Below are 22,853 nucleotides of genomic sequence, written 5' to 3'. Positions count from 1 at the left end.
GCGAACACCCAGCACCCGAGTGTCCTCCAACCGCTCATTCGAGCGCCCCGAGGACACTGGAGGGCGAAGTGTTCGTGCTTCTCAGAGAAGCAGTCGGGTCTGCAGGGCCACGGTCTGCTGGAAGGGCACCTCCGCCGCCCCGCCCGCGCGGCTCTGCACCACCACCGCCAGGACGTCGCCGGCCCCGAGGTAGGCCTCGCGGACCTGTTCGTCGCCGTACGGCTCAGGTTCGGTGAAGACGGCGGTGAGTACGTCGTCGGACTCGGCGGCCTCCGGGAAGTCCTCGTCGGGTTCCACCGTCTCCGCGCCCCGCACGGCGTAGACCGGGCTGTCGTACGGCGCCAGCTGCATGGTGTGCAGGTCGTCCACGACGGCCGCCGTACCGAACTGGAGCAGGTAGATCCGCGTGTGCGTCCCGTCCTCGGTGGTCCAGCCACGGGCGGCGATGTGACGCAGCCCCGCGTCGACGATCTTCAGCCGCAGTGCCTCACGGTCGGACTCCTCCCCGTACTCCGCGAGGAAGGTCTCCGTCGCCAGCCAGCCGTCCGTGCCGCGCAGAGCCGGGTCAGCTGTCGCCCCGTCGGGCGCCGGCAGGACCAGGTCCCGCAGATCGGCGTAGTGGGCACCGGCCGCGTTCCCCTCGGCGAACGGCCCCGGGCTGCCGGACGGCAGCGGCGCCGCGGTGAGTGTCGGGTACTTCCAGCGCCCGTCCGACGCGGTCGCGAGCCCCGGCACGTCCGTCCGGTCCATCCGCGTGACGCCGTACGCCGTGGCCGATCCGACCGCCGCGAAGACGGCGACGGCGGCGGTCCAGCGGAGCACGGCGCGCAGGACGCGGCGGTCCTTGCCCGACGGAGTCGGAGCGCCGGGCGGCGGGGCGTCCGGCAGGGGCGGCAGGGCGGGGGCCGACGGGGTGGGGGCCGACGGGGCGGGGGCCGACGGGGTGATCTGCTCGGTCACACGGACTCCCCGGGTTCGACTATGCGGTCCAACTGGTCCTTCAACAGCGCGGCGACACCGTCGGCGTCGAACGGCTGCACTCCTTCGGCGGTGGCGACGACCGCGATGTCTCCGGTGGAGGCGGAGCAGAACATCGCGTCGAGTTCCTCGTCGTCGCCGGAGCCGGAAGGCGAGCGATAGCAGGCGGCGTTCTCGTAGCCCTCGATCTCGGGGCCCTCGCGGAAGATGTCGAGGGCGTCCAGAAGCTCGTTCCGGCCCGTCGTCACGGAACTGGCCGCGGCCTGGTCCTCCATCCGGGCCAGGACGATCGTCATGGTGGCGGCGCCCGCCATACGGCTGGCGTCCTCCTCCATGGTGAAGGCGTAGCTGCGCATCGCCATCTCCTTGACGCGCCGGCGGTCGATCTCCTTCTCCAGCTCTTTGCGCTCGGTCCGGGGCAGCCCGGCCAGCGACTCCTTGAACAGGGCGGCCGTCCGGTCTCCGTTCAGCACGGCGTCCGAGCCGAACTCGCCCAGGTCGGGGCCGCGCCGCCAGTTGTGGGGCCGGTACGGCACGAGGGTCCAGGCCAGACTGCCCGGCTCGGCCGCGGCCGCCGTCCGGTCCTCGGTGGGCTGGGGACGCGCCCAGGAAGGGACGCCCGGATCGCGGTCGGCGTCCGCGACGGCCACGGCGGTGTACGCGACGGCTCCGACGACGGCACCGGTCAGCAGGAGTGCTCCGGTGACGGCGGCGATCCGGCGGCGGCCTCGGCGTCCGGGGGCGGGAGAGGGCGGTTCGGTGGGCTCGGCCGTGGACGGGGCGTCGTTCCGGTTCTCGTTCACAGCCGCTCCATCTGCTGCTCGGCCAGGTCCAGGATCATCTTCTTGTCGATCGGCTCGGCACCGCTCACCCAGATCTCCATGGCGATGTCGCCTCGCCGGGCGTGCGCTTCCGCCCGGTAGGGGAACTCCGAGCTGTCGAGGCCGGGGACAGGCTCATCGTTGACGAACACGCGGCCGTCCCCTGTGCCCGGGATGCTCCAATCGCCGACGCGGAGGCCGTCGCCGGGCACGAAGTACTCGTCCGCCAGGTCGGTAGCGAAGTACTGGTTCTTCTCGTTGGCCTCGGTGGCGCCGAGGACCTCTTCCTGCCGGTACTGGATCAGCCGGATCTCCACGGAGTACGTCTCGCCGACCTCCCAGCCGGTGACGGCGGCCCGGCGGAACTCGTTGCGGAGCAGGTTCTCGTACGCACGCTGCGGATACCCGAAGGTCCCGGCGTAGCCCGCCAGGTCCATCCAGCCCTCGGAGCCCTTCAGCCAGTCGAACTCCTCCGCCCCGCGCGGCTTCTCCAGCAGCAGGTCACGCAGGTCGCCCTCGGTGCGCACCTGGCGGTCCTGGTCGGCGGGCAGCGGCTTCGGCGCCTTCCCGGTGCTGGGTGCGAGCGCGGCCTGCGACAGCGGCGGCAGCTTCGTCGGCTTCCGGTCCGCCTGCACGAGCACTCCGGCGCAGGTTCCGGCGACCAGTCCCAACACGGTGGCGACACCGATGAGCAGTGCCGTACGCCCGCGCCTCCGGGGGCGTACGGGCTCCTCGACGGGCGCGGAAGGGCCACCGGCCGGCGGCGCGTCCTCGTCCGGCGCCACCGGCCCGTCCGGCGGCTCGCGATCCTGCTCGTCGGCTGTCGCCCTCTCCGGCGACGTGTGGCCCGCGTCCACCACGGACTCGACCGGTGGCGTGCCGTCGTCCGGCGTCGTCGGCTCGGCGGGTGCCGCGGGTCTCCCTGGTTCCTCTTCCATGACGTCCCCCCACAGAATGTGAAGCGCGCGTTCCGTATACGCGCACCCAGGAGACCCACCGCCGACGTCCGGGGTTGCGGCGAAGTTGATCACGATTCGGCCATGGTGAACCCGGTGGCCGCGTCTGCGGCAGTCTTGAGACTGACGCTCACTTCCCCATGACGTACGCCACCGTCGGGCCGGTGGTCCAGCCGCCGTCCACCGCCAGTTCCGCGCCGGTGACGTAGGACGCGGCGTCCGAGAGCAGGAAGACGACCGCGCCGGCGATCTCGTGGGCCTCGCCCACCCGGCCCATGGGCGTGTTGGGGTAGTTGCCCTCGCCGCGCTCGATACCGACGGCCACGGTCATCGGGGTGTACGTCATCCCCGGGTGGACGGAGTTGACGCGGATGCGGGCGGTGCCCAGTTCCACGGCGCCGATCTTCGTCAGCCCGCGCACGCCCCATTTGGAGGCGCCGTAGCCCGCCGTGAGGGCGAGGCCCATCAGGCCCGCGGCGGACGAGACGTTGACGATCGAGCCGCCGCCGGCCTCCTTCAGCGCGGGGATCACGGTCTTCATGCCGATGAAGACGCCCGTGAGGTTGATGTCGAGCACCTTGCGGAAGTGCTCGACGGACTCCGCCTCCAGCAGGGTGCCGGTCGAGATGCCGGCGTTGTTCACCAGGCCGTGCAGCGAGCCGAACGCGTCGACCGCGAGGTCGGCGGCGCGGCGCCAGTCCTCCTCCGAGGTCACGTCGTGGTGCAGGAAGCGGGCCCGGTCGCCGAGTTCGCGGGCGGTGGCCTCGCCCTCGTCGTCCAGGACGTCGGTGATCAGGACGTGCGCGCCGGCGGCGACCGCCTGGCGGGCGGCCTCCGCGCCCAGGCCCCGGGCGCCGCCGGTGATGATCAGGTTCTTGCCGGTCAGGTCGTGCATGTCGGGCTCCTTCCAGGGGCGGGCAGGTCAGAAGTGGGTGCCGCCGTCGACCCGGATCTCGGTGCCGGTGATGAACCGGCCGTCCTCGGAGCCGAGCATCGCGACCACGGACGCCACGGTCTCCGGGCCGGCGAAGCCCCGGCCGAGGGCGGGCGACAGCTTCGCGAAGAGGCTCATGTCGGCGTCCGCGGGCAGCCCGGGACCGGCGCTCTGGCCGCTGGCCCCGCTGCCGTCCGTCATGCCGGAGGAGATGGACCCCGGCTGCACGGCGGTGAAGCGGATGCCGCGGCCCGCGTACTCGCCGGCCAGGGCGTGGGTCATGGACTGGATGCCGCCCTTGCTCGCCGCGTAGGCCGCCATGTACGGGTGGGCGAACGCCGCCGAGGTGGAGCTGAAGTTGACCACGGCCGCGTCCCGGCCCGCCAGGAGCGCCGGGATCGCCTCGCGGATCACCAGGAAGGTGCCGACGAGGTTCACCGTCAGGACGCGGGTGAAGTCCGCGAGGCTGGTCTCCTCGGTGTGCGAGGAGCGCAGGATGCCGGCGGCGTTGACGAGGACGTCCAGTCCGCCGAGGGCGTCCGTCGCGGCCTTGACGCCCTCGCGCACGGAGGTCTCGTCGGCGATGTCGACGACGCCGGTGGTGAGGCGGTCCGTGTGACCGTGAGCGGCCGCCTTCTCGAAGGTGTCCTTCAGACCCTTCTCGCTGACGTCCGCGGCCACGACGGTGCCGCCCTCCGCCAGCAGCCGCAGCGCGGTGGCCTGGCCTATGCCCGAGCCGGCGCCGGTGACCAGGGCGCGGCGGCCTTCGTAGCGGTTCAGGGGGGTCAGGGGGTTCAGGTGGTTCATGTGTGCTCCAAGCCGGGTCGGCGTTGTCCGCCGGCCGGTCCCTTGCGGCGCCCGCTCTCTTCCTGCGGCGCCCGGATTCCACTTCACGGTACGCCTAGGTGACACGGTTTGCCACTACGTCACGGCATGCCGCCGAGTGGTCGCGGGTCGTACGCTTCTGGGGTGAGCACCGAGCCGCCGACCCCGTCCCTGACCGAGCGCCGCAAGGCCGCCACCCAGCTCGACATCGCGCACGCGGCGGCCGAGCTGTTCGCCACCCAGGGCCCGCACGCCACGACGGCCGAGGAGATCGCCCGGCGCGCCGGGGTCGCGCTGCGCACCTTCTACCGGTACTTCCGCTCCAAGCAGGACGCGGTCGGTCCGCTGCTGACGGTCGGCGCCGACCGCTGGCGTGGGCTGCTCGCCGACACGGAGCCGGGCACCCCGCTCGGTCCTGCGCTGCGCACCGCGGTCGAGGAGGCGCTGGCGGTCCCGGACGACCGGGCCGCCGAGGCGATGCTGCGCACGCGCGGGCTGCTGCGGGCCGCGCAGGACGATCCGGCGCTGCGCGCCGTGTGGTACCGCGTGAACCAGGAGTCGGAGGAGCGGCTGGTCCCGGTCGTCGCGCGCCTGACGGACGGCGCCGCCGACCCGCTGGAGGTACGGCTGCTGGCGGCCGCGGCCACCGACGCCATCCGGATCGCCATGGAGACGTGGGCCGGCACGGAGGCGGGGCCCGAGGGCCCCGGTTCACCGGCCGAGCTGGCGGTGCGCTGCCTGGGAGGACTCGTCGGGGGGCTGGACCAGATGTAAATGACGGGGGGCGGTGGGGGAGGGTGGCTAGTGGCGCCCCTTCTTGCCGTCCAGTTCGGCCCACCACTCGTCGGACTGCGGGTCGCCGGACGGGTCGTCCCACCAGCGGTCGTCGGGGCCGCGACGGTTGGCGACGACGGCGGCGAGCGGCGGGATGACCATGGCGACCACGCACATGGCGACGGCCGCGGGGACCGACCAGAGCCGGACGACGCCCCAGGCCAGGACGAACAGCGCGATGCAGATGCCCATCATCACGAAGTAGCGGTGCCGCCGCCGCGCGTACATAGGTCCAGGGTAGGTCCGCAACCCGGTCCCCGGACATGCCGAGGGGCCGCACCCCGGGTGTCCAACCCGTGGGGTGCGGCCCCTCGCCGTCACCGTCGCCGTCGCCGTCAGACGGCGATCGCGACCTCCGCGAGCCCGCCCTGCTGGGCGACGACCGTGCGGTCGGCGCTGCTGCCGCCCGGCACGAGCGCGCGGACGGTCCAGGTGCCCTCGGCCGCGTAGAAGCGGAACTGGCCCGTCGCGGAGGTCGGGACCTCCGCCGTGAACTCGCCGGTGGCGTCCAGCAGACGGACGTAGCCCGTCACCGGCTCGCCGTCGCGGGTCACCTGGCCCTGGATGGTGGTCTCACCGGGCTTGATCGTCGAGGCGTCGGGGCCGCCGGCCTTCGCTCCGCACATGTCGTACTCCTGAGGGGTTGAGAGGGGGCGGGCTTACTTGTTGGCGCCGAGCTCGATCGGCACGCCGACCAGGGAGCCGTACTCGGTCCAGGAGCCGTCGTAGTTCTTGACGTTCTCCACGCCCAGCAGCTCGTGCAGCACGAACCAGGTCAGGGCCGAGCGCTCACCGATGCGGCAGTAGGCGATGGTGTCCTTCGCCAGGTCGACCTGCTCGTCGGTGTAGAGCTGCTTGAGCTCGTCGTCCGACTTGAAGGTGCCGTCGTCGTTGGCGTTCTTCGACCACGGGATGTTGCGGGCGGACGGGACGTGGCCCGGACGCTGCGACTGCTCCTGCGGGAGGTGGGCCGGGGCGAGCAGCTTGCCGGAGAACTCGTCGGGCGAGCGGACGTCGACCAGGTTCTGCGCGCCGATCGCCTTGACGACGTCGTCGCGGAAGGCACGGATCGAGGTGTCCTGCGGCTTGGCCTTGTAGTCGGTGGCCGGGCGCTCGGGCACGTCGGTGCCGTCGACCAGCTCGCGGGCGTCCAGCTCCCACTTCTTGCGGCCGCCGTCGAGGAGCTTGACGCTGTCGTGGCCGTACAGCTTGAAGTACCAGTAGGCGTAGGACGCGAACCAGTTGTTGTTGCCGCCGTAGAGGACCACGGTGTGGTCGTTGGAGATGCCCTTCTTCGACAGGAGCTTCTCGAAGCCCTCCTGGTCGACGAAGTCGCGGCGAACCGGGTCCTGGAGGTCCTGGGTCCAGTCGATCCGGATCGCGTTCTTGATGTGGTTCTTGTCGTACGCGGACGTGTCCTCGTCCACCTCGACGATCGCGATGGTCGGGTCGTCCAGGTGGTCCTGCAGCCAGTCGGCGTCGACCAGGACGTCGCTGCGGCTCATGATTTCTCCTCCGGGGCAGGTGCGGCGGGGCGTGCGGTGAGAGGGTGCGCGCGCTCGGGCCGGTGGGCGGCGCGCGGGTGCCCAGGGCAGGGCGAGGTGAGGGGACACGGACGGCGGCGTCGCCGTCCGCTCAGACGGTGCGACAGAGCATGGCGGCGACACGGCACAGGTCGACTGCCCGCCGCTTCGTGAGATCCGCCTGTCGCTTCATAGGCCCGATCGTAGGGACGGACGGCGGGGCGTGTCACCGGCGTGTCGAATTATGAGACATCATTGTCCGTCATATGGGATACACACTCCTACCGGGCACCCCCGCGCGCCTCCCTCGACCGGATGCGCCCGCCACCCATCTACGCTGCGGACGGCCACGTCTCGCCAGTCGGACGCCCCGGCGCCGTCCTACCCGGCCAGCCTGACGTCCGAACCCTTCACCGTGATCTCGACGCCGTCCTTCGCCGCCTCGACCTTGTCCAGCTGGACGCCGCCGGGCAGCTCGTCGATGGTCTGCTGGAAGTCGGTGATGGCCCGGATGCGGGACTCGGCCAGCTCCTTGCCGCCGATCTCCGGCAGGCCGTCGGCGACGACCTCGACGTTGTTGTCCTTGACCGTGACCGAGCTGAGGACGTCGACCGGCTCGGGCAGTTCGACGCCGAACGCCGTGGCCTGGAGGGAGACCTTGATCTTGCCGTTGCCGCCGTCGGAGAGGCCGACGACCTTCGCGGTGACGCCCGGCGCGACGGTGGTGGGCTCGGACTTGGCGGCCTTCATCAGCTCGTCGTAGGCGATGGTCGCGGTGCCGGTGGCGGTGGCCGCGGTGGCGGAGCTGAAGTCGCTGGAGAAGCCGACGCCCTTCATGTTCGCGCGCAGGTGGTCGATGCGGATCTTCTCGGCGCCGTCGCCGGTGGACGCCTCGTAGCCGTCGATGCCGATCTCGACGTCGTCCAGTTCGCCGCCGACGACCTGGGTGAGGAAGGGGAAGCCGTTGATGGAGACGTCGGGCGTCGAGGCCAGGTTCTCGGTGCTCTTCAGCTGGTCCGCCGCCTCGCCCTCGGCGAAGTTGACCGCCACCCGGTCCGCGATCACGAAGAGACCGCCCAATATCACAACGACGATCAACAGTATTCGCAGTGCACGCATGCGGTGTTCCCCCACCTCGGGCGGTCGACGACGGCGGTCTCCGACGACCGGCGGCCGTCCAGCGCGAGAGTAACGCGCCGGACAAGGGCCACCGGAATTTTGTCGATCACCTGTGACAGGCGGCCGGTTTCAGCCGAGCGCCCGGCCCAGCAGGTAGACGGCCGGCGCGGCGGCCGCCAGCGGCAGGGCCACGCCCGCCGTGAAGTGGACGAAACGGGACGGGTAGTCGTACGCCGCCACCCGGTGGCCGATCAGCGCGCACACCGCGGCGCCCGCGCCGAGCAGCGCCCCCGACGATCCGAAGTCCGTCATCGCGCCGGCCGCGATCCCCGCCCCGGCCGCCGCGAGCAGCGCCACGACCATGGAGGCCGCGGTCGGCAGCGGCAGGGCCCGCGCCACGGCGGCGACGGCCACCGCGATCGCGCCGACCGTCACGGCATCCGCGCCGGCGGCCAGGTACCCGCCCGCGACCACGGCCAGGGCCGCCGCGACGATGGTCGCCATCAGGCCGTACATCCGCTCGTCCGGGTCGGCGTGCGAGCGCAGTTGCAGCACGAGGGAGAGCAGCACCCACACCCCGAGGGTGCCGATGATCGCCGCCGGGGAGCGGTCGGACACCAGCATCGCCGCGTCGGCGGCGAGCGCGGCGGCGAAGCCCAGGGCGATGCCCTGCCGGGCGGGCCACATGCCGTTCAGCCGGAACCAGCCGGCCGCGGTGACCGCCTGGAGGACGACGAGCGGGACGAGTAGCGCGTACGTGCCGAGCGCCGCCCCGCCGGCCAGCAGCAGACCGAGCAGCGCGGTGAGTCCCGCCGGCTGCATGCCGGGGTCGATGATCGGCGAGCGCCCCTCGGCACGGGCACGCTGGGCGTCCGTTATCCGCGTGTTCCCGGCGAGGGTCGCGGGGCCGTAGCCGGGCTCGTCGGCGGAGGCGGGGGGCGCGGCGGCGGGTGCGGCCGGGGCGGGAGCGGCCGGCTGGGGTTGCGGCTGCGGCTGCGGCTGCGGCTCGGGGTAGTAGCCGTACGTCTGCGCGTGCGCCTGGTACGGCTGCTGCGGCTGCTGCGGCTGCTGCGGCTGCTGCGGCTGCTGCGGCTGCTGCGGCGGGAGGTACGCCGTCTCCTCCACGGAGACCGGCGGCTGCACCTGGGTCTCCCAGGTCTGCCCCTGCCACTGCTGGGTGTACTGGGCGGCGTCCAGGCCCTCGTACCCGTTCTGGTGCCCCTGCTGGTCCTGGGTGCCCTGATACGCCTGCTGCCCGGACGGCCACGCCTGGGCGTCGTATCCGTCGTATCCGTTGTATCCGTCGTATCCCTCGTACGGCTGGTTCTGCCCGTACGGCTGATGCGGCTGGTCGGTCATGCTCACCCTCCCGCGAACGGCGGGAGGACCTCGACCGTGCCGCCCTCGGCCAGCCGTACCGTCTCGTGCTCGCGCGTTCCCACGGGGTCGCCGTCGACGAGGAACGAGCAGCGCAGCAGCACGCGCGTCAGTTCGCCGGGGTGCCGCTCGCGCACCGCCCCGAGCGCGTCCGCGAGCGTGGCCGCGTCGTACGCCTCCTCGGCCACCCCCGCCGCGGCCTTCGCGGCGGCCCAGTAGCGCACCGTGACCTTTGCCATCTGGATCCTTCGTCGCCGGTGCCGATCGGCGTCGGGTGCCGTTCGGCGGTGAACCATGTCAGGCTAGCCCGCCCGCGCCACCGCCCAGTCGCCGATGCGGCGCAGCAGTTCCTCGCCGGACGCGTGCTCGGCGTGGCCCATGCCGGGCTCCACCCAGAGTTCCCCGTGGTCACCGGCCGCCTCGGCCAGCATCCGGGGGTGGTCGAGGGGGAAGTAACCGTCCCGGTCGCCGTGCACGACGAGCAGCGGCCTGGGCGCGATCCGGGGCACCGCCTCCACCGGCGACAGCGGCACCGGGTCCCAGTCCCGGTGGTGGATTCGGGTGCGCATGCCGTAGCGGCCCACCAGGCGCCCGGCGGGACGCATCACCAGCCAGTGCAGCCGGCGCATGGGTGCCGTGCCCCGGTAGTACCAGCGGGCGGGGGAGCTCACCGACACGACGGCGTCCGTGCGCGCATCGCTGTCATCGCCGTACAGCGCGGCGTGCCGCAGCACCACCGAGCCGCCCATGGAGAAGCCGACGGTCACCACGCGGGCGTGCCCGAAGCCGCGCGCCCAGGTGACCGCGGCCGCCAGGTCCAGCACCTCGCGGTCGCCGACGGTGGACCGGCCGCCGGAGGCACCGTGCCCGCGGAAGGAGAACGTGACGACGGCACCGTCGCGCGCGAACACCTCCGCGATGCGGCGCACGTGCGGGCGGTCCGCGTCGCCGGTGAAGCCGTGGGCGACGACGAACACCAGGTCAGAGGCGCCGTGGGCGGTCGCGCCGGGCTCGTACACGGCGTCGATCCGCACCCCGTCGGACGTGCGGAGGAAGGTGCGTGCGGGCGTGCGGCGTTTCGTTCCACCCGGCGTCTCGGCATTCGGACGAATGGTGGAACGCGCCACATGACCTGCCGGTCGGTTGCTCATGTCGGCTATTCTGCTGGGCAGAGGACTCGGGCAACGTAGCCCCCGGGTCCTTTTGTGCTTTCGGGAGCGACGCGGAGCGGTCGCCGAACGGCCGCCGGGCGTTCACCTCCCGGACGCGCGGCAGGTCCCACGGGCACGGGACCCGCCACCCGCACAACCGTACGAAGCAGTGCCGCAAACGTCCTCGCAGGGACCCAGGAGGAACCAGACGTTATGGGCGAGCGAACCGGGCACGACCAGCACGACCACAGGACGACCCAGGCAGGTGGGGCGCGATGAGTTCTCTGCTGCTCCTGACCAACGCCCTCCAGCCGTCGACGGAGGTGCTTCCCGCCCTCGGCCTGCTGCTGCACAACGTCCGCGTCGCGCCCGCGGAGGGCCCCGCGCTTGTCGACACCCCCGGCGCCGACGTGATCCTCGTCGACGGGCGCCGCGACCTCCCCCAGGTCCGCAGCCTGTGCCAGCTGCTGCGCTCCACGGGGCTCAGCTGCCCGCTGGTCCTGGTCGTCACCGAGGGCGGCCTCGCCGCCGTCACCGCCGACTGGGGCATCGACGACGTACTGCTGGACACCGCGGGCCCGGCGGAGGTCGAGGCCCGGCTGCGCCTCGCCATGGGCCGCCAGCAGATCGTCGGCGACGACTCCCCGATGGAGATCCGCAACGGCGACCTGTCGGTGGACGAGGCGACGTACTCCGCGAAGCTCAAGGGCCGGGTCCTGGACCTGACCTTCAAGGAGTTCGAGCTGCTGAAGTACCTCGCCCAGCACCCGGGCCGGGTCTTCACCCGCGCCCAGCTGCTCCAGGAGGTGTGGGGCTACGACTACTTCGGCGGCACCCGCACCGTCGACGTGCACGTACGGCGGCTGCGCGCCAAGCTCGGCCCCGAGCACGAGTCGCTGATCGGCACCGTCCGCAACGTGGGCTACCGCTTCGTCACGCCGGAGAAGCCGGAGAAGTCCGAGCGTCAGCCGGAGAAGGCCGAGCGTTCGGCGGAGGAGGCGAAGGGGAAGGCCGAGGAGAAAGCCGAGGCCGGGACCCGGTCGCAGCCGGCCCCCGCGGCGCGGGCGACGTCAACCAAGGTGTGATACGCCCTGCCCAGGGCGGTTCCATCCGCGTAGACTCCGCGCGTGGCCAAGGTGACTCGGGATGATGTGGCGCGACTGGCGGGGACTTCCACCGCCGTCGTCAGCTACGTCATCAACAACGGACCCCGGCCGGTCGCCCCGGCCACGCGCGAGCGTGTCCTCGCCGCGATCAAGGAACTGGGGTACCGCCCGGACCGGGTCGCCCAGGCGATGGCGTCGCGGCGCACGGACCTCATAGGGCTGATCGTGCCGGACGCGCGCCAGCCGTTCTTCGCGGAGATGGCGCACGCGGTCGAGTGGGCCGCCTCCGAGCGCGGGAAAATGGTCCTCGTCGGCAACTCCGACTACGTCGGCGAGCGCGAGGTCCACTACCTGCGCGCGTTCCTCGGCATGCGGGTCTCCGGCCTGATCCTGGTCAGCCACGCCCTGAACGACCTGGCCGCCGCCGAGATCGAGGCCTGGGACGCCCGGGTCGTCCTGCTGCACGAACGCCCCGAGGCCATCGACGACGTCGCCGTCGTCACCGACGACCTCGGCGGCGCCCAGCTCGCCGTGCGCCACCTGCTGGAGCACGGGTACGAGTACGTCGCGTGCATGGGCGGCACCGCCGAGACCCCGTCCGTCGGCGACCCGGTCTCCGACCACGTCGAGGGCTGGAAGCGGGCGATGAAGGAGGCCGGCCTCTCCACCGAGGGCCGGCTCTTCGAGGCCCCGTACAACCGCTACGACGCCTACCGCGTGGCGCTCGACCTGCTCTCCGGCCCGCAGCGCCCGCCCGCGATCTTCTGCTCCACCGACGACCAGGCCATCGGCCTGCTGCGCGCGGCCCGCGAGCTGCGCATCGACGTGCCCGGCGAGCTGGCGGTGGCCGGCTTCGACGACATCAAGGAGGCCGACCTGGCGGACCCGCCGCTGACGACGGTCGCCTCCGACCGCTCGGCGATGGCGCGGGAGGCCGTGGACCTGGTCCTGGACGACGGCCTGCGGGTGGCGGGCTCGCGGCGGGAGCGGCTGAAGGTCTTCCCGTCCCGGCTGGTGGTCCGCCAGTCCTGCGGCTGCGGGTAGCCTCCGGCGGCCTTCCGGGCAGTCACGCGGGCCTTTGCCGCGCAGGTCTTTATATCGGGCATACGAGGTTCTGCCGGGCTTCTCAGGCAGCACTCAGGCCGCTCTCATACGCGGGCGGGACGCTCATGGACATGACCGAGAGCCTCCGCCGGAACGGCGAGTACGAGCACGCGCAGGAGAACCCGCACCAGAACCCTCACCAGAACCCGTACCAGGGAACCCACGAGCACGCCTCCTCTCCCGTCGACCCCACGTGGCCGCCCCCGCCGCCCCGGCCGACCCAGCCGCCCGCCGCCCCCTTCGCCTCCTTCCAGGACGGGCAGCCCGAGCAGCCGCGCGAGAAGCGCCGGGCCCGGCGCGGCCCGGTCGCCCTCCTCACGGCCGTGGCGATCGTCGCGGCGGCCGTCGGCGGCGGCACCGCCTTCGGCATCCAGGAACTGACCGGCGGCGACACCGTCGCCTCCAGCTCCAGCAGCACCAACGTGGTGCCCTCCAGTCAGAAGGGCACGGTCTCCGGCGTCGCCTCGGCGGTCAGCCCGAGCATCGTCGAGATCAGCGCCACCTCGCCCGCCGGTTCCTCCACCGGCTCCGGCGTGATCATCACCGGTGACGGCGAGATCATCACCAACAACCACGTCGTCTCCGGCGCCTCGTCCGTCAAGGTGACGACCAACGACGGCAAGCAGTACGCGGCCGAGGTCGTCGGCACCGACAGCAGCAAGGACCTCGCGCTGATCAAGCTGGAGAACGCCTCCGGCCTCAAGGCCGCGACCCTCGGCGACTCCGACGCCCTGAAGGTCGGCCAGCAGGTCGTGGCGATCGGCTCCCCCGAGGGCCTGACCGGCACCGTGACCAGCGGCATCGTCTCGGCCCTGGACCGCGACGTGACCGTCTCCACCGACGGGGGCCAGCAGCAACAGCAGCAGCGGCAGGGCGGCGGCTGGCCGTTCGAGTTCGGCGGCCAGGAGTTCAACGGCGACACCGGCTCGTCCACGACGACGTACAAGGCGATCCAGACCGACGCGTCCCTGAACCCGGGCAACTCCGGCGGCGCGCTGATCGACATGAACGGCAACATCGTCGGCATCAACTCCGCGATGTACTCGTCGGCCGAGTCCTCCGCAAGCGCGGGCAGCGTCGGCCTCGGCTTCGCCATCCCGGTCAACACCGTCAAGGCCGACCTGGCCAAGCTGCGCGCGGGCGCGGACGGCTGAGCGGGCGTCCCGCGCGGCTGCCCGAGGCCGCCGCGAACATGCGAGGCTGAAGAGGCCCGCAGCCGCACCCCGACACCGCACCCGAGGAACCCGAGCCCATGAGCCCCGCAGACGGCGACCGTGACCGCGACCGCGAGATCCAGCGCATCCTGATCGTCGACGACGAACCGGCGGTCCGCGAAGCCCTCCAGCGCAGCCTCGCCTTCGAGGGCTACGACACCGAGGTCGCCGCCGACGGCGCCGACGCGCTGGAGAAGGCGTCGGCGTACCGCCCCGACCTGGTCGTCCTCGACATCCAGATGCCCCGCATGGACGGCCTGACCGCCGCCCGGCGTATCCGCGGCGCGGGCGACACGACGCCCATCCTCATGCTCACGGCCCGCGACACGGTCGGCGACCGGGTGACCGGCCTGGACGCCGGCGCCGACGACTACCTGGTCAAGCCCTTCGAGCTCGACGAACTCTTCGCCCGCATCCGCGCGCTGCTGCGCCGCAGCTCGTACGCGGCGGCGGTGGAGGCCACCGCCGAGGACGACGACACCCTCGCCTTCGCCGACCTGACCATGGATCTGTCGACGCGGGAGGTCGTACGCGCCGGACGCCCGGTCGAACTGACCCGTACGGAGTTCACGCTCCTGGAGATGTTCATGGCCCACCCGCGCCAGGTCCTCACCCGGGAGCAGATCCTCAAGGCCGTCTGGGGCTTCGACTTCGAGCCGTCCTCCAACTCCCTCGACGTGTACGTCATGTACCTGCGCCGCAAGACCGAGGCGGCCGGCGAGCCGCGCCTCGTCCACACCGTGCGCGGCGTCGGCTACGTCCTGCGGCAGGGCGGCGCGGAGTGACGAGCCTGGCCCGCCGCGTCCGAGCCCTGCCCATCCGGGCCCGGCTGTCGCTGCTGGTGGCGTCGGCGGTGGCGTTCGCTGTGGCGGCGGTGTCGGTCGCCTGCTGGTTCCTGGTCCGCGAGCAGCTGTACAACCAGCTGGACGACCAGCTGCGCGGCGAGCAGGTGTCGAAGGGCCTGCTGAACAGCATGCTGCGCAACTGCCAGTCGGGGTCCCCGCAGGAGATCCCCCAGGTACCGAACGCCCCCGTCGTCACCATCCTGTACTCCGACGGCTCGACCTGCGTCAATCCAGGCGACGAGGAGGTCCCCGTGCAGCGGGAGGACCTGGAGGTCGCGGACGGACGCGCGAAGAACGCCCTGCACACCACGCGGTCCACCGACGGGACCGCCATGCGGGTCTTCACCGGGCGGGTCCTGGACGCGACCACCGGCCAGGTGCAGCCCGGCATCGCCGTCTCCATCGCGAAACCGCTCGAGGACGTCACCAAGCCCCTGTCCTCCCTGGTCTGGATCCTCCTCATCGTCTCCGGCATCGGAGTCGTAGGAGCCGGTGCCGCCGGTCTCGCCGTGGCCCGCGCGGGCCTGCGTCCCGTCGACGAACTCACCGACGCCGTGGAACACGTGGCCCGCACCGAGGATCTGGCGATCCGCATCCCCGTCGAGGACGACAGCGACGACGAGATCGCCCGCCTCTCCCGCTCCTTCAACAGCATGACCTCCTCCCTGGCCAGCTCCCGCGACCTGCAACAACAACTGATCGCCGACGCCGGCCACGAACTCCGCACCCCCCTCACCTCCCTCCGCACCAACATCGAGCTCCTGACCCGCAGCGAGGAGACCGGCCGCCCCATCCCGGAGGCGGACCGCAAGGCCCTGCTCGCCTCGGTGAAGGCCCAGATGACGGAACTGGCCGCGCTGATCGGCGACCTCCAGGAACTCTCCCGCCCCGACACCGGCCAGCACGAGGGCCGCACCCGCATCCTCGCCTGGCACGACGTCGTCGAGTCCGCCCTGCGCCGCGCCCGCCTGCGCGGCCCGGAGCTGACCATCACGGCGGACGTCCACCCCTGGTACGTACGCGCGGAACCGGCCGCCCTGGAACGCGCGGTCGTCAACATCCTGGACAACGCGGTGAAGTTCAGCCCCAAGGGCGGCACGGTCGACGTACGCCTCACCGACGGCGCCCTCACCGTCCGCGACCACGGCCCGGGCATCCCCGCCGACGAACTCCCCCACGTCTTCGACCGCTTCTGGCGCTCCCCTTCCGCCCGCGCCCTCCCCGGCTCCGGCCTGGGCCTGTCCATCGTGGCCCGCACGGTGCAGCAGGCGGGTGGCACCGTCAGCCTGACGCCGGGCGAGGGCGGCGGCACGACGGCGACCGTACGGCTGCCGGGAGCGCCGGTACCGCCGCCGGAGACGGGCGGGGACGGCGGGAGTCAGTGGTAGCCGAGCATGCCGGGGGAGTCGATGTCGACGGTGACGACACCGGGCGGGTAGGCGTCCTCCCTGTCGGTGAGGAGGATGGACATGCCCGTGAACTCGGGGCGCGGCAGCGCGCAGTACAGGGCGTGGCAGGTGTCCGCGCCTCCGTACCCGTCCCGCACCATGGTCCCGACGGTGACCGAGCCGATCGGTAATCACCACCGGTCAGACGCCGAAGGGACATGAGCCATGAAGTCGTCGCCACTGCGCCTCCTCCCCTGGACCACCCCCGAAGGCAACCCCTGCTACCTGAGCACCGACAACGACGACAGTCGGCTCTCCCGGCTCGCGGACGACGTCGAGGAAGCGCTGGTGGAGTCGGGGGAGGAAGTGCTCGCGGGGGCCAGGGCCGTGCTCGGGGACCGGCGGGCCGGGGAGCGGGCGGTGCGGTGCGCGTTGGTGAGGGGCGGCCGAGGCGCTTCAGGATGTGCTCCGGGTCGCGGTCAGCCGGGGAGCGCGGATCGGCCTCGGTCGCGAGTGACATCCTCGCGGCGAGGACAGTCGCGGGTCGTCTGTTGGCCGCGAGCTCATATGAGCGCGGCGCGGACAGTTCGCGGCTGAGTGTTCACGCTTCGGGGCAATACAGAGGGGCCCGGCACCCGCACCCCTGCGGACACCGGGCCCCTCTCCCAGACGCGCAGCGCCTACTGCACGACCGTGATCCGGTCCGCCGCCGGCGGGGCGATCGGGTCGGTGGCCGAGGAGTTGGCCGTCAGGTACTGCTCCAGGGCCGTCAGGTCGTCCGCGCCGACCAGTTCGTTCGTGCCCTCGTTCAGGGTGGGGAAGCCGTCGCCGCCGCCCGCGAGGAAGCTGTTGGAGGCGACGCGGTAGGTGGCCGACGGGTCGATGGGCGCGCCGTTGAGGCGGATGGAGTCCGTCAGCACGCGGTCCGCGCCGGACTTGGTCAGGTCCAGGGTGTAGGTGAGGCCGGAGGAGATCTGGAGGATCTTCGGGGAGGCCTCGTTCGGGCCGGTCACCTGCTCCTTGAGGATCTGGATGAGCTGGGCGCCCGTGTAGTCCTTCAGGTTCACCGTGTTGGCGAAGGGCTGGACCGTGAAGCCCTCGGCGTAGGTGACGACGCCGTCGCCCTCGGCGCCCGAGGCCGCGTAGGTGAGGGGCGCGCGGATGCCGCCCGGGTTCATCAGGGCCAGGTCGGTCTCCGGGTCCTGGGACTTGCCGTACGCGAGTTGCGCGTCGGCGATCAGGTCGCCCAGCGGGGACTCGGTGCCGCCCCGGTCGATGTCGCCGGAGACGTAACCGATGGCGCGGTTGCCGATGGGAGCGGCGAGGGTGCTCCACTTGTCGATCAGGCGCGTCATGTCCGGCGCCTTCGGGACGTCCCGCGTCACCACGTGGTTCGCCGACTTCACGGCCGTACGGGCGATGTCGCCCGTCGCACGGTCGTAGGTCAGCGTCGTGTCCGTGTAGAGGCGGCCGAAGGACGACGCCGAGGTGACCATGCGGGGCTTGCCCGCCGGGTCGGGGATCGTGCAGACATACGCCGCGTGGGTGTGGCCGGTGACCAGCGCGTCCACCTGGGGCGTCACGTTCTTCGCGATGTCGGCGATCGGGCCGGAGATGCCGTCGCCGGCGCCCGGGGAGTCGCAGTCGTAGTTGTAGGCGGAGGAGGCCGGGAAGCCGCCCTCGTGGATCAGGGCGACGATGGACTTCACGCCCTGGCGCCGGAGCACCTCGGCGTACTTGTTGATCGTCTCGACCTCGTCCTTGAAGGCCAGGCCCTTGACGCCCTCCGCGGAGACGATGTCCGGGGTGCCTTCCAGGGTCACGCCGATGAAGCCGACCTTGACGCCCCGCTGCTTCCACACCCAGTAGGGCTTCAGGATGGGCTTCTGCGTCTTCTCGTCGAGGACGTTCGCCGCCAGGTACGGGAAGTCGGCGCCCTTGAACTCCTTGTCGGTGTAGCAGCCGTCGGTGGGGTGGCAGCCGCCGTTCTGGAGGCGGGCCAGTTCCCTGGCGCCCTCGTCGAACTCGTGATTGCCGACGCTCGTCACGTCGAGGTCCAGCTTGTTCAGCGCCTCGATGGTCGGTTCGTCGTGGAAGAGGCCGGAGAGGAGGGGGGACGCGCCGACCATGTCGCCGCCGGCGGCGGTGATGGAGTAGCGGTTGCCCTCGCGCGCCTCGCGCAGGTGGGTGGCCAGGTACTCGATGCCGCCCGCGTCGACCGTCTCCGTCGTGCCGTCCGGCTGGATCTCGGTGACCCGGCCGGAGGAGCCGGCGGGCGGTTCGAGGTTTCCGTGCAAGTCGTTGAAGGAGAGGAGCTGGACGTCCTGGTAGCGGCCATGACCGTGGCCATAACCGTGGCCGTGGCCGCCGTGGCCCCGGTGGTTCCCGGCCGTGCTCGCCGACGCCGGCAGTGTCGCCGCGGCGAGCGCGCCCGCGGTGACGACGGTGGCGGCAGCGGCGAGGAGACGGGTCGTGCGGCGTCTGCGGCGCGGATGGTGCGACTGTGCTGTGGCTGGCATGCGCCCCCCTGTGGGTGTGCGTGACGCGGGCCGTTGAGGAGACGGCCCACCGGCGCGACAGCCTAGAGTCAACGCGCGTAGCGCGACAGGGGGTGACGGGTTACATCCTGGTGTACCTCCGCATCGGGCCGACTCCTGCGACCACCGCCCCTTTGCCGTGCCCGCCCTTTACCCTCGTACGCATGACCAGCGACGACACCGTGCGGCCCGGCCGCTCCCGTTCGATCGACACCCTCTCCGAACTCGCCCCGGAGCAGACGGGGGCCGTCCTCGCCCTGCTCGCCGAGGCCGCCCGGTACGACGGTCAGCAGGCCGTGTCCGAGCAGGGGCGGTTGCAGCTGCGCGGGCCGGCGCGGGAGGGCGTCTCGCACCTGCTGCTCACCGTCGACGGCGGCGAACTCGTCGGCTACGCCCAACTGGAGGGCACCGACCCGATCGAGCCCCCGGCCGCCGAGCTGGTCGTCCACCCCTCGCACCGGGGGCAGGGACACGGGCGGGCGCTGGGCTCCGCGCTGCTCGCCGCCTCCGGCAAGCGGCTGCGGATCTGGGCGCACGGCGGCCACTCCGCCGCCCGGCACCTCGCGCAGGTGCTGGGGCTGACCCTCTTCCGCGAACTGCGGCAGATGCGGCGCCCGTTGGAAGGCCTGGAGCTGCCCGATCCGCGCCTGCCGGAGGGCGTGACCGTGCGGACGTTCGTGCCCGGCCGGGACGACGCGGCGTGGCTCGCGGTGAACGCCGCCGCCTTCGCCCACCACCCCGAGCAGGGCTCGCTCACGCAGCGGGACCTCGACGACCGCAAGGCCGAGGCGTGGTTCGACCCGGAGGGGTTCTTCCTGGCGGAGCGGGACGGGGAGCTGATCGGCTTCCACTGGACCAAGGTGCACGCCGAGGAGCGGCTCGGTGAGGTGTACGTCCTCGGCATCCGCCCCGACACCCAGGGCGGCGGTCTCGGCAAGGCCCTGACCACCATCGGCCTGCGGCACCTGGCGGAGCGCGGGCTGCCCACGGCGATGCTGTACGTCGACGCCGACAACACGGCGGCGGTGTCCGTCTACGAACGGCTCGGGTTCGGCACCCACGAGACGGACCTGATGTACCGCACGGAGTCCTGAGGCGGCCTCACCGGACGCGCCCGCCGCGCCGCCCCACCGGCTCCGGTCCGCACACCGCCCACGCCACGGCCACCGCCGCCAGCAGCACCGCCCACCGGTCGTGGGCGTCGGGCCACCGGGGGTCCTCGGCCGGGACGAACAGCGCCCAGCCCTCCGGCGTCAGCAGGGGCGCGGCGACGGCCGCCAGGAGCAGGGCCGCCGCCACCGCCGGGCCGGGGCGTGCCTCGTCCGTCAGCCGTACCGCGGTCGCGGCGGCCGCGAGGGCCAGGACGCCCACCGCCGCCGCCTCCAGGGTGATGTCACCGGCCGGGGGCCGGGACGCCGACGGGGCGATCAGCAGTACGGCCGCCCACCACAGGGCGACGAGCGGGGCGGCCAGGGCCACCCGCAGGGCCTGCCGCAGCGGGCGCGGGACGGGGACGGGCGCGGTGAGGTGGCGGGCCGGGTCGTCCAGGAGGAAGGCCAGGCCGAGGGCGCCGATGAGCGCGACGCCACGGAGCAGGACGAGTGTCTGCCAGGGGGCGGGCTCCGCGCCCGTCAGGGCGGGCGCGGCCGCGGCCAGCAGGCCGAGTGCTCCGGCGGCGGCCAGGGCCGGCCACGGCAGCGTGCGCCACACGGGGACGACCAGGGCGCGCGTCACTCCTCGCACGAGTCCGGCCTGTCCGGTCCCCGCACACCCAGCAGCTCGGCGACACGGGCCGTGGTGACGCCCGGCTCGGTCAGCTCGTCCCAGTGCGCCTTCACGCGCTGCCCGGTTCCGGCCGGCGGGTTCTCCAGCAGCCGGCGTACGACGTCGGTCTGGCCATCCTTCATGATCATCGGATCGGTGGGCGACAGGACGACCGCCGTGCCCCTCACGTCGTCGTCGAGCCGGACCCGGCGCAGGGCGTCCATCGGGTCGTCCTGCCAGGCGAGGGACAGCCACATGGCGGTGACCATCCGCCCGTCGCAGAGCTCGCTCCCGGCCGCCTCGGTGCCCGCGACGAGCACGGCGGCGACGGCGCTGGAGAACTCGGGGACGCGGTTGCCGCCCCAGGCGGTGCCCACGGTGACCTGGCCGGGCTCGGTGAGCGCGGGGATCGCGGCGTCGCCCGCCGGCCCGTACCGGGCGTCGATCCGCTGCCGTACGACGATCCGCCGCTCCCCGGCCGTACCGCCCGCCAGGGACCGGACGCGCTCCACGACACCGGCCCAGGCGCCGACGCGGGGGACCCACTCGTCGAAGGCGCAGTACGTCGCCCCGTCCCGCTCCACGCACGTCTGCTCCGGCCGCACCGAGGCACGCTCCCGGGCCGCGGTCAGCTCCGGCGACGGTGCCGCGCCCCGGGCCTGGAGGACCCCGCCCGTCACCGCCAGCGCCAGGGTGAGGGCGAGGCCCGTCCGGACGGCCAGGTTCCGTCCGCCGGAGAGGAGCACGGCGAGGAAGGCGGCGCACAGGGCGGCGCCCGTCAGGTAGAGGGCGTGCCAGGCGGCGGGCCGGCCCAGCAGTTCGGAGGGCAGGGGGTCGCCGCCGATCGCGGCGACGACCGGCGAGAGCCAGGAGGTGCCGTCCGAGCCGCTGGGTCCCGTGCCGAGCACGAAGGCGAACAGCAGCAGCACCACCGTGAGCGGTGCGGCGAGCGGCGACCGCAGCACCCGCGCCAGCAGCACCCCGAGCATGCCGAACAGCAGCACCGTCAGCGGCCCGACGGCCAGCTCGGCGAGCGAACCGTGCCCGACCGCGCCCGGCTTGAGGGCCGCCCAGGTGAACTGCCCGGCCACGCACACCGCGGTGAGCAGGGCGGCCGGTACGACGGACAGGGCGTGGGCGGCCGTGCGTTGCCAGGCCGGCAGGACCAACACCGCGAAATGCGGTTCGGTGCCGTGCCGCCGGGACCGCAGCATCGCGGAGTTGACGCCGACCAGGACCGCCAGGCCGACGAACATCGGCATGCTCTGGGTGGCGCGGTCGGCGTCCTGGAGGGCCGGGTAGCCGTCCCATGCGCTGCGGCCGCGCCAGACGATCCAGGCGACGTATCCGAGGAGGACCAGCACGACGGGGACGCTCGTCAGCATCCGGCGCGCCTCGAACCGCGCGAGGGCGAACACGGCCTTCGCACCCGTCCCGCGGGGACCGGAGTCCACGGTGTCCGGGGCGGTCGTCGTCAGTACGGCGGCGCTCACGCGGCCACCTCCGTGTCGGCGCCGGCGCCGTCGAGGGTGAGCAGGTAGCCGTCCTCGAGCGTGGGCTCGACCAGTTCGGCCCCCTCGGGCGGATCGCCCACGTTCCGGAACGACCCGTCGCCCGTGCGCCACCCGGCCCTCGCCCCCGCGTCGCGCGCCGCGCCGCTCCACACGCGGCCGGCGGCCCGTGCGGTCAGTTCGGCCGGGGTGCCGTCGAAGCGCACCGTGCCGGCGGCCATGACGACCACCCGGTGGCAGAGCATCGCCACGTCCTCGGTCTGGTGGGTGGAGAGCAGCACGGTGCGTCCCTCGCCCGCCCCGGCGATCAGCTCCCGGAAGCGCATCCGCTGCTCCGGGTCGAGGCCCACGGTGGGCTCGTCGAGCACGAGGAACCCGGGGTCGCCGACCAGCGCGGCCGCGAGCGCGACCCGCTGCCGCATCCCGCCGGACAGCTTCTTGATCCTCCGGCCGCGCACGTCGCCCAGCCCGACCTCCTCCAGCACGCGCCGCACCTCGCGGTGGCGGGCGGCACGAGGCGTCATCTCCTTCAGGACGGCGACGTAGTCGACGAACTCGAACGCGGTGAAGTCCGGATGGAAGCCGGGCGTCTGCGGCAGGTACCCGAGCCGCCGCCGCACCTCCTGGCGCCCGCGCGCGCTCCCCGGGTCGTGCCCGAGCACGGTGAACGCGCCCCGGTCGGCGGGCACTGCGGTGGCGAGCACCCGCAGGAGGGTGGTCTTCCCGGCTCCGTTGGGTCCGAGCAGCCCGGTGACGCCCGGGGTGAGCCGCAGCGACACGTCGTCGAGGGCGCGGGTCCGGCCGTAGGAGAGGCTGAGCCCGGAGGCGGAAACGGTGGGGGTCATACGGCACTCCCGTGCGAGAAG

Annotated in this window: 24 protein-coding genes and 2 pseudogenes; 8 read left to right on the top strand and 18 right to left on the bottom strand. The window is 72.8% G+C overall.

Features of this window, described 5'->3' with window-relative positions; translation table 11 throughout:
* Positions 1-81 precede the first annotated feature (81 nt).
* The 5 genes from M6G08_RS06420 to M6G08_RS06400 form a co-directional block, all read right to left on the bottom strand.
* Positions 82-960, bottom strand: coding sequence for a hypothetical protein (locus tag M6G08_RS06420; RefSeq protein WP_443048747.1), 879 nt, complete (start codon positions 958-960; stop codon positions 82-84).
* Complete coding sequence (locus M6G08_RS06415; protein ID WP_272586221.1) at positions 957-1,781, bottom strand: hypothetical protein; 825 nt, start codon at positions 1,779-1,781, stop codon at positions 957-959. The genes M6G08_RS06420 and M6G08_RS06415 overlap by 4 nt, the downstream gene beginning before the upstream one ends.
* The gene (locus tag M6G08_RS06410; protein ID WP_272586220.1) at positions 1,778-2,737 is read right to left on the bottom strand and encodes a hypothetical protein; all 960 of its coding nucleotides are present in this window, start codon (positions 2,735-2,737) and stop codon (positions 1,778-1,780) included. Before M6G08_RS06410 ends, M6G08_RS06415 begins: the two co-directional genes overlap by 4 nt.
* A gap of 148 nt (positions 2,738-2,885) precedes the next feature.
* A complete protein-coding gene (locus M6G08_RS06405) occupies positions 2,886-3,650 on the bottom strand; it encodes a glucose 1-dehydrogenase (RefSeq protein WP_272586219.1) in 765 nt (254 codons plus the stop codon).
* Between the two features lie 27 nt (positions 3,651-3,677).
* On the bottom strand, positions 3,678-4,496 hold the full coding sequence (locus tag M6G08_RS06400) for an SDR family NAD(P)-dependent oxidoreductase (RefSeq protein ID WP_272586218.1): 819 nt from the start codon (positions 4,494-4,496) through the stop codon (positions 3,678-3,680).
* Positions 4,497-4,658: 162 nt separating this feature from the next.
* Here M6G08_RS06400 and M6G08_RS06395 point away from each other — a divergent pair, with 162 nt between their 5' ends.
* Positions 4,659-5,288 (top strand): TetR family transcriptional regulator, encoded by a 630-nt coding sequence (locus M6G08_RS06395; protein WP_272586217.1) that lies wholly within the window; start codon positions 4,659-4,661, stop codon positions 5,286-5,288.
* Positions 5,289-5,315: 27 nt separating this feature from the next.
* On the opposite strand, the gene M6G08_RS06390 is transcribed toward M6G08_RS06395, so the two are convergent.
* The 8 genes from M6G08_RS06390 to M6G08_RS06360 form a co-directional block, all read right to left on the bottom strand.
* Positions 5,316-5,576 carry a DUF3099 domain-containing protein gene (locus M6G08_RS06390; protein ID WP_272586216.1) on the bottom strand — a complete coding sequence of 87 codons (261 nt, stop codon included), beginning with the start codon at positions 5,574-5,576 and terminating at the stop codon, positions 5,316-5,318.
* Positions 5,577-5,683: 107 nt separating this feature from the next.
* Complete coding sequence (locus M6G08_RS06385) at positions 5,684-5,974, bottom strand: DUF1416 domain-containing protein (protein ID WP_073729733.1); 291 nt, start codon at positions 5,972-5,974, stop codon at positions 5,684-5,686.
* Between the two features lie 33 nt (positions 5,975-6,007).
* A complete protein-coding gene (locus M6G08_RS06380; RefSeq protein ID WP_272586215.1) occupies positions 6,008-6,853 on the bottom strand; it encodes a sulfurtransferase in 846 nt (281 codons plus the stop codon).
* Between the two features lie 130 nt (positions 6,854-6,983).
* Positions 6,984-7,064, bottom strand: a complete 81-nt coding sequence (locus M6G08_RS35970) for a putative leader peptide (RefSeq protein WP_350203226.1) — start codon at positions 7,062-7,064, stop codon at positions 6,984-6,986.
* A 188-nt stretch (positions 7,065-7,252) separates the two neighbouring features.
* Positions 7,253-7,990 (bottom strand): LmeA family phospholipid-binding protein, encoded by a 738-nt coding sequence (locus M6G08_RS06375; protein ID WP_272586214.1) that lies wholly within the window; start codon positions 7,988-7,990, stop codon positions 7,253-7,255.
* 129 nt (positions 7,991-8,119) lie between these two features.
* Complete coding sequence (locus tag M6G08_RS06370) at positions 8,120-9,349, bottom strand: hypothetical protein (RefSeq protein WP_272586213.1); 1,230 nt, start codon at positions 9,347-9,349, stop codon at positions 8,120-8,122.
* 2 nt (positions 9,350-9,351) lie between these two features.
* Positions 9,352-9,606: a MoaD/ThiS family protein gene (locus tag M6G08_RS06365; RefSeq protein WP_272586212.1), complete on the bottom strand. Its 255-nt coding sequence runs from the start codon at positions 9,604-9,606 to the stop codon at positions 9,352-9,354.
* A gap of 63 nt (positions 9,607-9,669) precedes the next feature.
* Complete coding sequence (locus tag M6G08_RS06360; protein ID WP_272586211.1) at positions 9,670-10,518, bottom strand: alpha/beta hydrolase; 849 nt, start codon at positions 10,516-10,518, stop codon at positions 9,670-9,672.
* A 275-nt stretch (positions 10,519-10,793) separates the two neighbouring features.
* Here M6G08_RS06360 and M6G08_RS06355 point away from each other — a divergent pair, with 275 nt between their 5' ends.
* From M6G08_RS06355 to M6G08_RS06335, 5 genes are all read left to right on the top strand, one after another.
* Complete coding sequence (locus M6G08_RS06355; RefSeq protein ID WP_272586210.1) at positions 10,794-11,603, top strand: response regulator transcription factor; 810 nt, start codon at positions 10,794-10,796, stop codon at positions 11,601-11,603.
* A 42-nt stretch (positions 11,604-11,645) separates the two neighbouring features.
* Positions 11,646-12,668: a LacI family DNA-binding transcriptional regulator gene (locus tag M6G08_RS06350; protein ID WP_272586209.1), complete on the top strand. Its 1,023-nt coding sequence runs from the start codon at positions 11,646-11,648 to the stop codon at positions 12,666-12,668.
* Positions 12,669-12,793: 125 nt separating this feature from the next.
* Positions 12,794-13,882, top strand: coding sequence for a S1C family serine protease (locus M6G08_RS06345; RefSeq protein WP_272586208.1), 1,089 nt, complete (start codon positions 12,794-12,796; stop codon positions 13,880-13,882).
* Between the two features lie 98 nt (positions 13,883-13,980).
* Positions 13,981-14,727 (top strand): response regulator transcription factor, encoded by a 747-nt coding sequence (locus M6G08_RS06340; protein WP_272586207.1) that lies wholly within the window; start codon positions 13,981-13,983, stop codon positions 14,725-14,727.
* On the top strand, positions 14,724-16,175 hold the full coding sequence (locus M6G08_RS06335; RefSeq protein WP_272586206.1) for a sensor histidine kinase: 1,452 nt from the start codon (positions 14,724-14,726) through the stop codon (positions 16,173-16,175). The genes M6G08_RS06340 and M6G08_RS06335 overlap by 4 nt, the downstream gene beginning before the upstream one ends.
* On the opposite strand, the pseudogene M6G08_RS06330 reads toward M6G08_RS06335, so the two are convergent.
* Positions 16,166-16,360: pseudogene (locus M6G08_RS06330) on the bottom strand (hypothetical protein); the annotation flags it as partial. The gene M6G08_RS06335 and the pseudogene M6G08_RS06330 sit on opposite strands and share 10 nt — an antisense overlap.
* Positions 16,361-16,400: 40 nt before the next feature.
* Between M6G08_RS06330 and M6G08_RS06325 the strand changes: the two are divergent.
* Positions 16,401-16,692: pseudogene (locus M6G08_RS06325) on the top strand (hypothetical protein).
* Between the two features lie 163 nt (positions 16,693-16,855).
* Here the strand turns inward: M6G08_RS06325 and M6G08_RS06320 are convergent.
* Positions 16,856-18,694, bottom strand: a complete 1,839-nt coding sequence (locus tag M6G08_RS06320; RefSeq protein WP_272586204.1) for a bifunctional metallophosphatase/5'-nucleotidase — start codon at positions 18,692-18,694, stop codon at positions 16,856-16,858.
* 182 nt (positions 18,695-18,876) lie between these two features.
* Here M6G08_RS06320 and mshD point away from each other — a divergent pair, with 182 nt between their 5' ends.
* On the top strand, positions 18,877-19,806 hold the full coding sequence (gene mshD, locus M6G08_RS06315) for a mycothiol synthase (RefSeq protein WP_272586203.1): 930 nt from the start codon (positions 18,877-18,879) through the stop codon (positions 19,804-19,806).
* A 7-nt stretch (positions 19,807-19,813) separates the two neighbouring features.
* Here mshD and M6G08_RS06310 read toward each other — a convergent pair whose 3' ends face one another.
* Genes M6G08_RS06310 through M6G08_RS06300 form a run of 3 tightly spaced genes read right to left on the bottom strand, consistent with a single transcriptional unit; the run spans position 19,814 to position 22,832 of the window.
* On the bottom strand, positions 19,814-20,455 hold the full coding sequence (locus tag M6G08_RS06310) for an ABC transporter (protein ID WP_272586202.1): 642 nt from the start codon (positions 20,453-20,455) through the stop codon (positions 19,814-19,816).
* Positions 20,443-21,969, bottom strand: a complete 1,527-nt coding sequence (locus M6G08_RS06305) for an MFS transporter (RefSeq protein ID WP_443048746.1) — start codon at positions 21,967-21,969, stop codon at positions 20,443-20,445. Before M6G08_RS06305 ends, M6G08_RS06310 begins: the two co-directional genes overlap by 13 nt.
* Positions 21,966-22,832, bottom strand: coding sequence for an ABC transporter ATP-binding protein (locus M6G08_RS06300; RefSeq protein WP_272586201.1), 867 nt, complete (start codon positions 22,830-22,832; stop codon positions 21,966-21,968). Before M6G08_RS06300 ends, M6G08_RS06305 begins: the two co-directional genes overlap by 4 nt.
* Positions 22,833-22,853 lie beyond the last annotated feature (21 nt).

The sequence above is a fragment of the Streptomyces sp. M92 genome, from assembly GCF_028473745.1.
Taxonomy (GTDB): domain Bacteria; phylum Actinomycetota; class Actinomycetes; order Streptomycetales; family Streptomycetaceae; genus Streptomyces.
Note: the sequence above shows the minus strand (reverse complement) of the source record. Positions and strands in the feature narration are given on the sequence as shown.

Bases quoted from the DNA above. Each gene is read 5' to 3' on its own strand.
- M6G08_RS06410 (WP_272586220.1), bottom strand. From the start codon at position 2,737: ATGGAAGAGGAACCAGGGAGACCCGCGGCACCCGCCGAGCCGACGACG.
- M6G08_RS06405 (WP_272586219.1), bottom strand. From the start codon at position 3,650: ATGCACGACCTGACCGGCAAGAACCTGATCATCACCGGCGGCGCCCGG.
- M6G08_RS06400 (WP_272586218.1), bottom strand. From the start codon at position 4,496: ATGAACCACCTGAACCCCCTGACCCCCCTGAACCGCTACGAAGGCCGC.
- M6G08_RS06390 (WP_272586216.1), bottom strand. From the start codon at position 5,576: ATGTACGCGCGGCGGCGGCACCGCTACTTCGTGATGATGGGCATCTGC.
- M6G08_RS06385 (WP_073729733.1), bottom strand. From the start codon at position 5,974: ATGTGCGGAGCGAAGGCCGGCGGCCCCGACGCCTCGACGATCAAGCCC.
- M6G08_RS06380 (WP_272586215.1), bottom strand. From the start codon at position 6,853: ATGAGCCGCAGCGACGTCCTGGTCGACGCCGACTGGCTGCAGGACCAC.
- M6G08_RS35970 (WP_350203226.1), bottom strand. From the start codon at position 7,064: ATGAAGCGACAGGCGGATCTCACGAAGCGGCGGGCAGTCGACCTGTGC.
- M6G08_RS06375 (WP_272586214.1), bottom strand. From the start codon at position 7,990: ATGCGTGCACTGCGAATACTGTTGATCGTCGTTGTGATATTGGGCGGT.
- M6G08_RS06370 (WP_272586213.1), bottom strand. From the start codon at position 9,349: ATGACCGACCAGCCGCATCAGCCGTACGGGCAGAACCAGCCGTACGAG.
- M6G08_RS06365 (WP_272586212.1), bottom strand. From the start codon at position 9,606: ATGGCAAAGGTCACGGTGCGCTACTGGGCCGCCGCGAAGGCCGCGGCG.
- M6G08_RS06360 (WP_272586211.1), bottom strand. From the start codon at position 10,518: ATGAGCAACCGACCGGCAGGTCATGTGGCGCGTTCCACCATTCGTCCG.
- M6G08_RS06355 (WP_272586210.1), top strand. From the start codon at position 10,794: ATGAGTTCTCTGCTGCTCCTGACCAACGCCCTCCAGCCGTCGACGGAG.
- M6G08_RS06345 (WP_272586208.1), top strand. From the start codon at position 12,794: ATGGACATGACCGAGAGCCTCCGCCGGAACGGCGAGTACGAGCACGCG.
- M6G08_RS06340 (WP_272586207.1), top strand. From the start codon at position 13,981: ATGAGCCCCGCAGACGGCGACCGTGACCGCGACCGCGAGATCCAGCGC.
- M6G08_RS06320 (WP_272586204.1), bottom strand. From the start codon at position 18,694: ATGCCAGCCACAGCACAGTCGCACCATCCGCGCCGCAGACGCCGCACG.
- mshD (WP_272586203.1), top strand. From the start codon at position 18,877: ATGACCAGCGACGACACCGTGCGGCCCGGCCGCTCCCGTTCGATCGAC.
- M6G08_RS06300 (WP_272586201.1), bottom strand. From the start codon at position 22,832: ATGACCCCCACCGTTTCCGCCTCCGGGCTCAGCCTCTCCTACGGCCGG.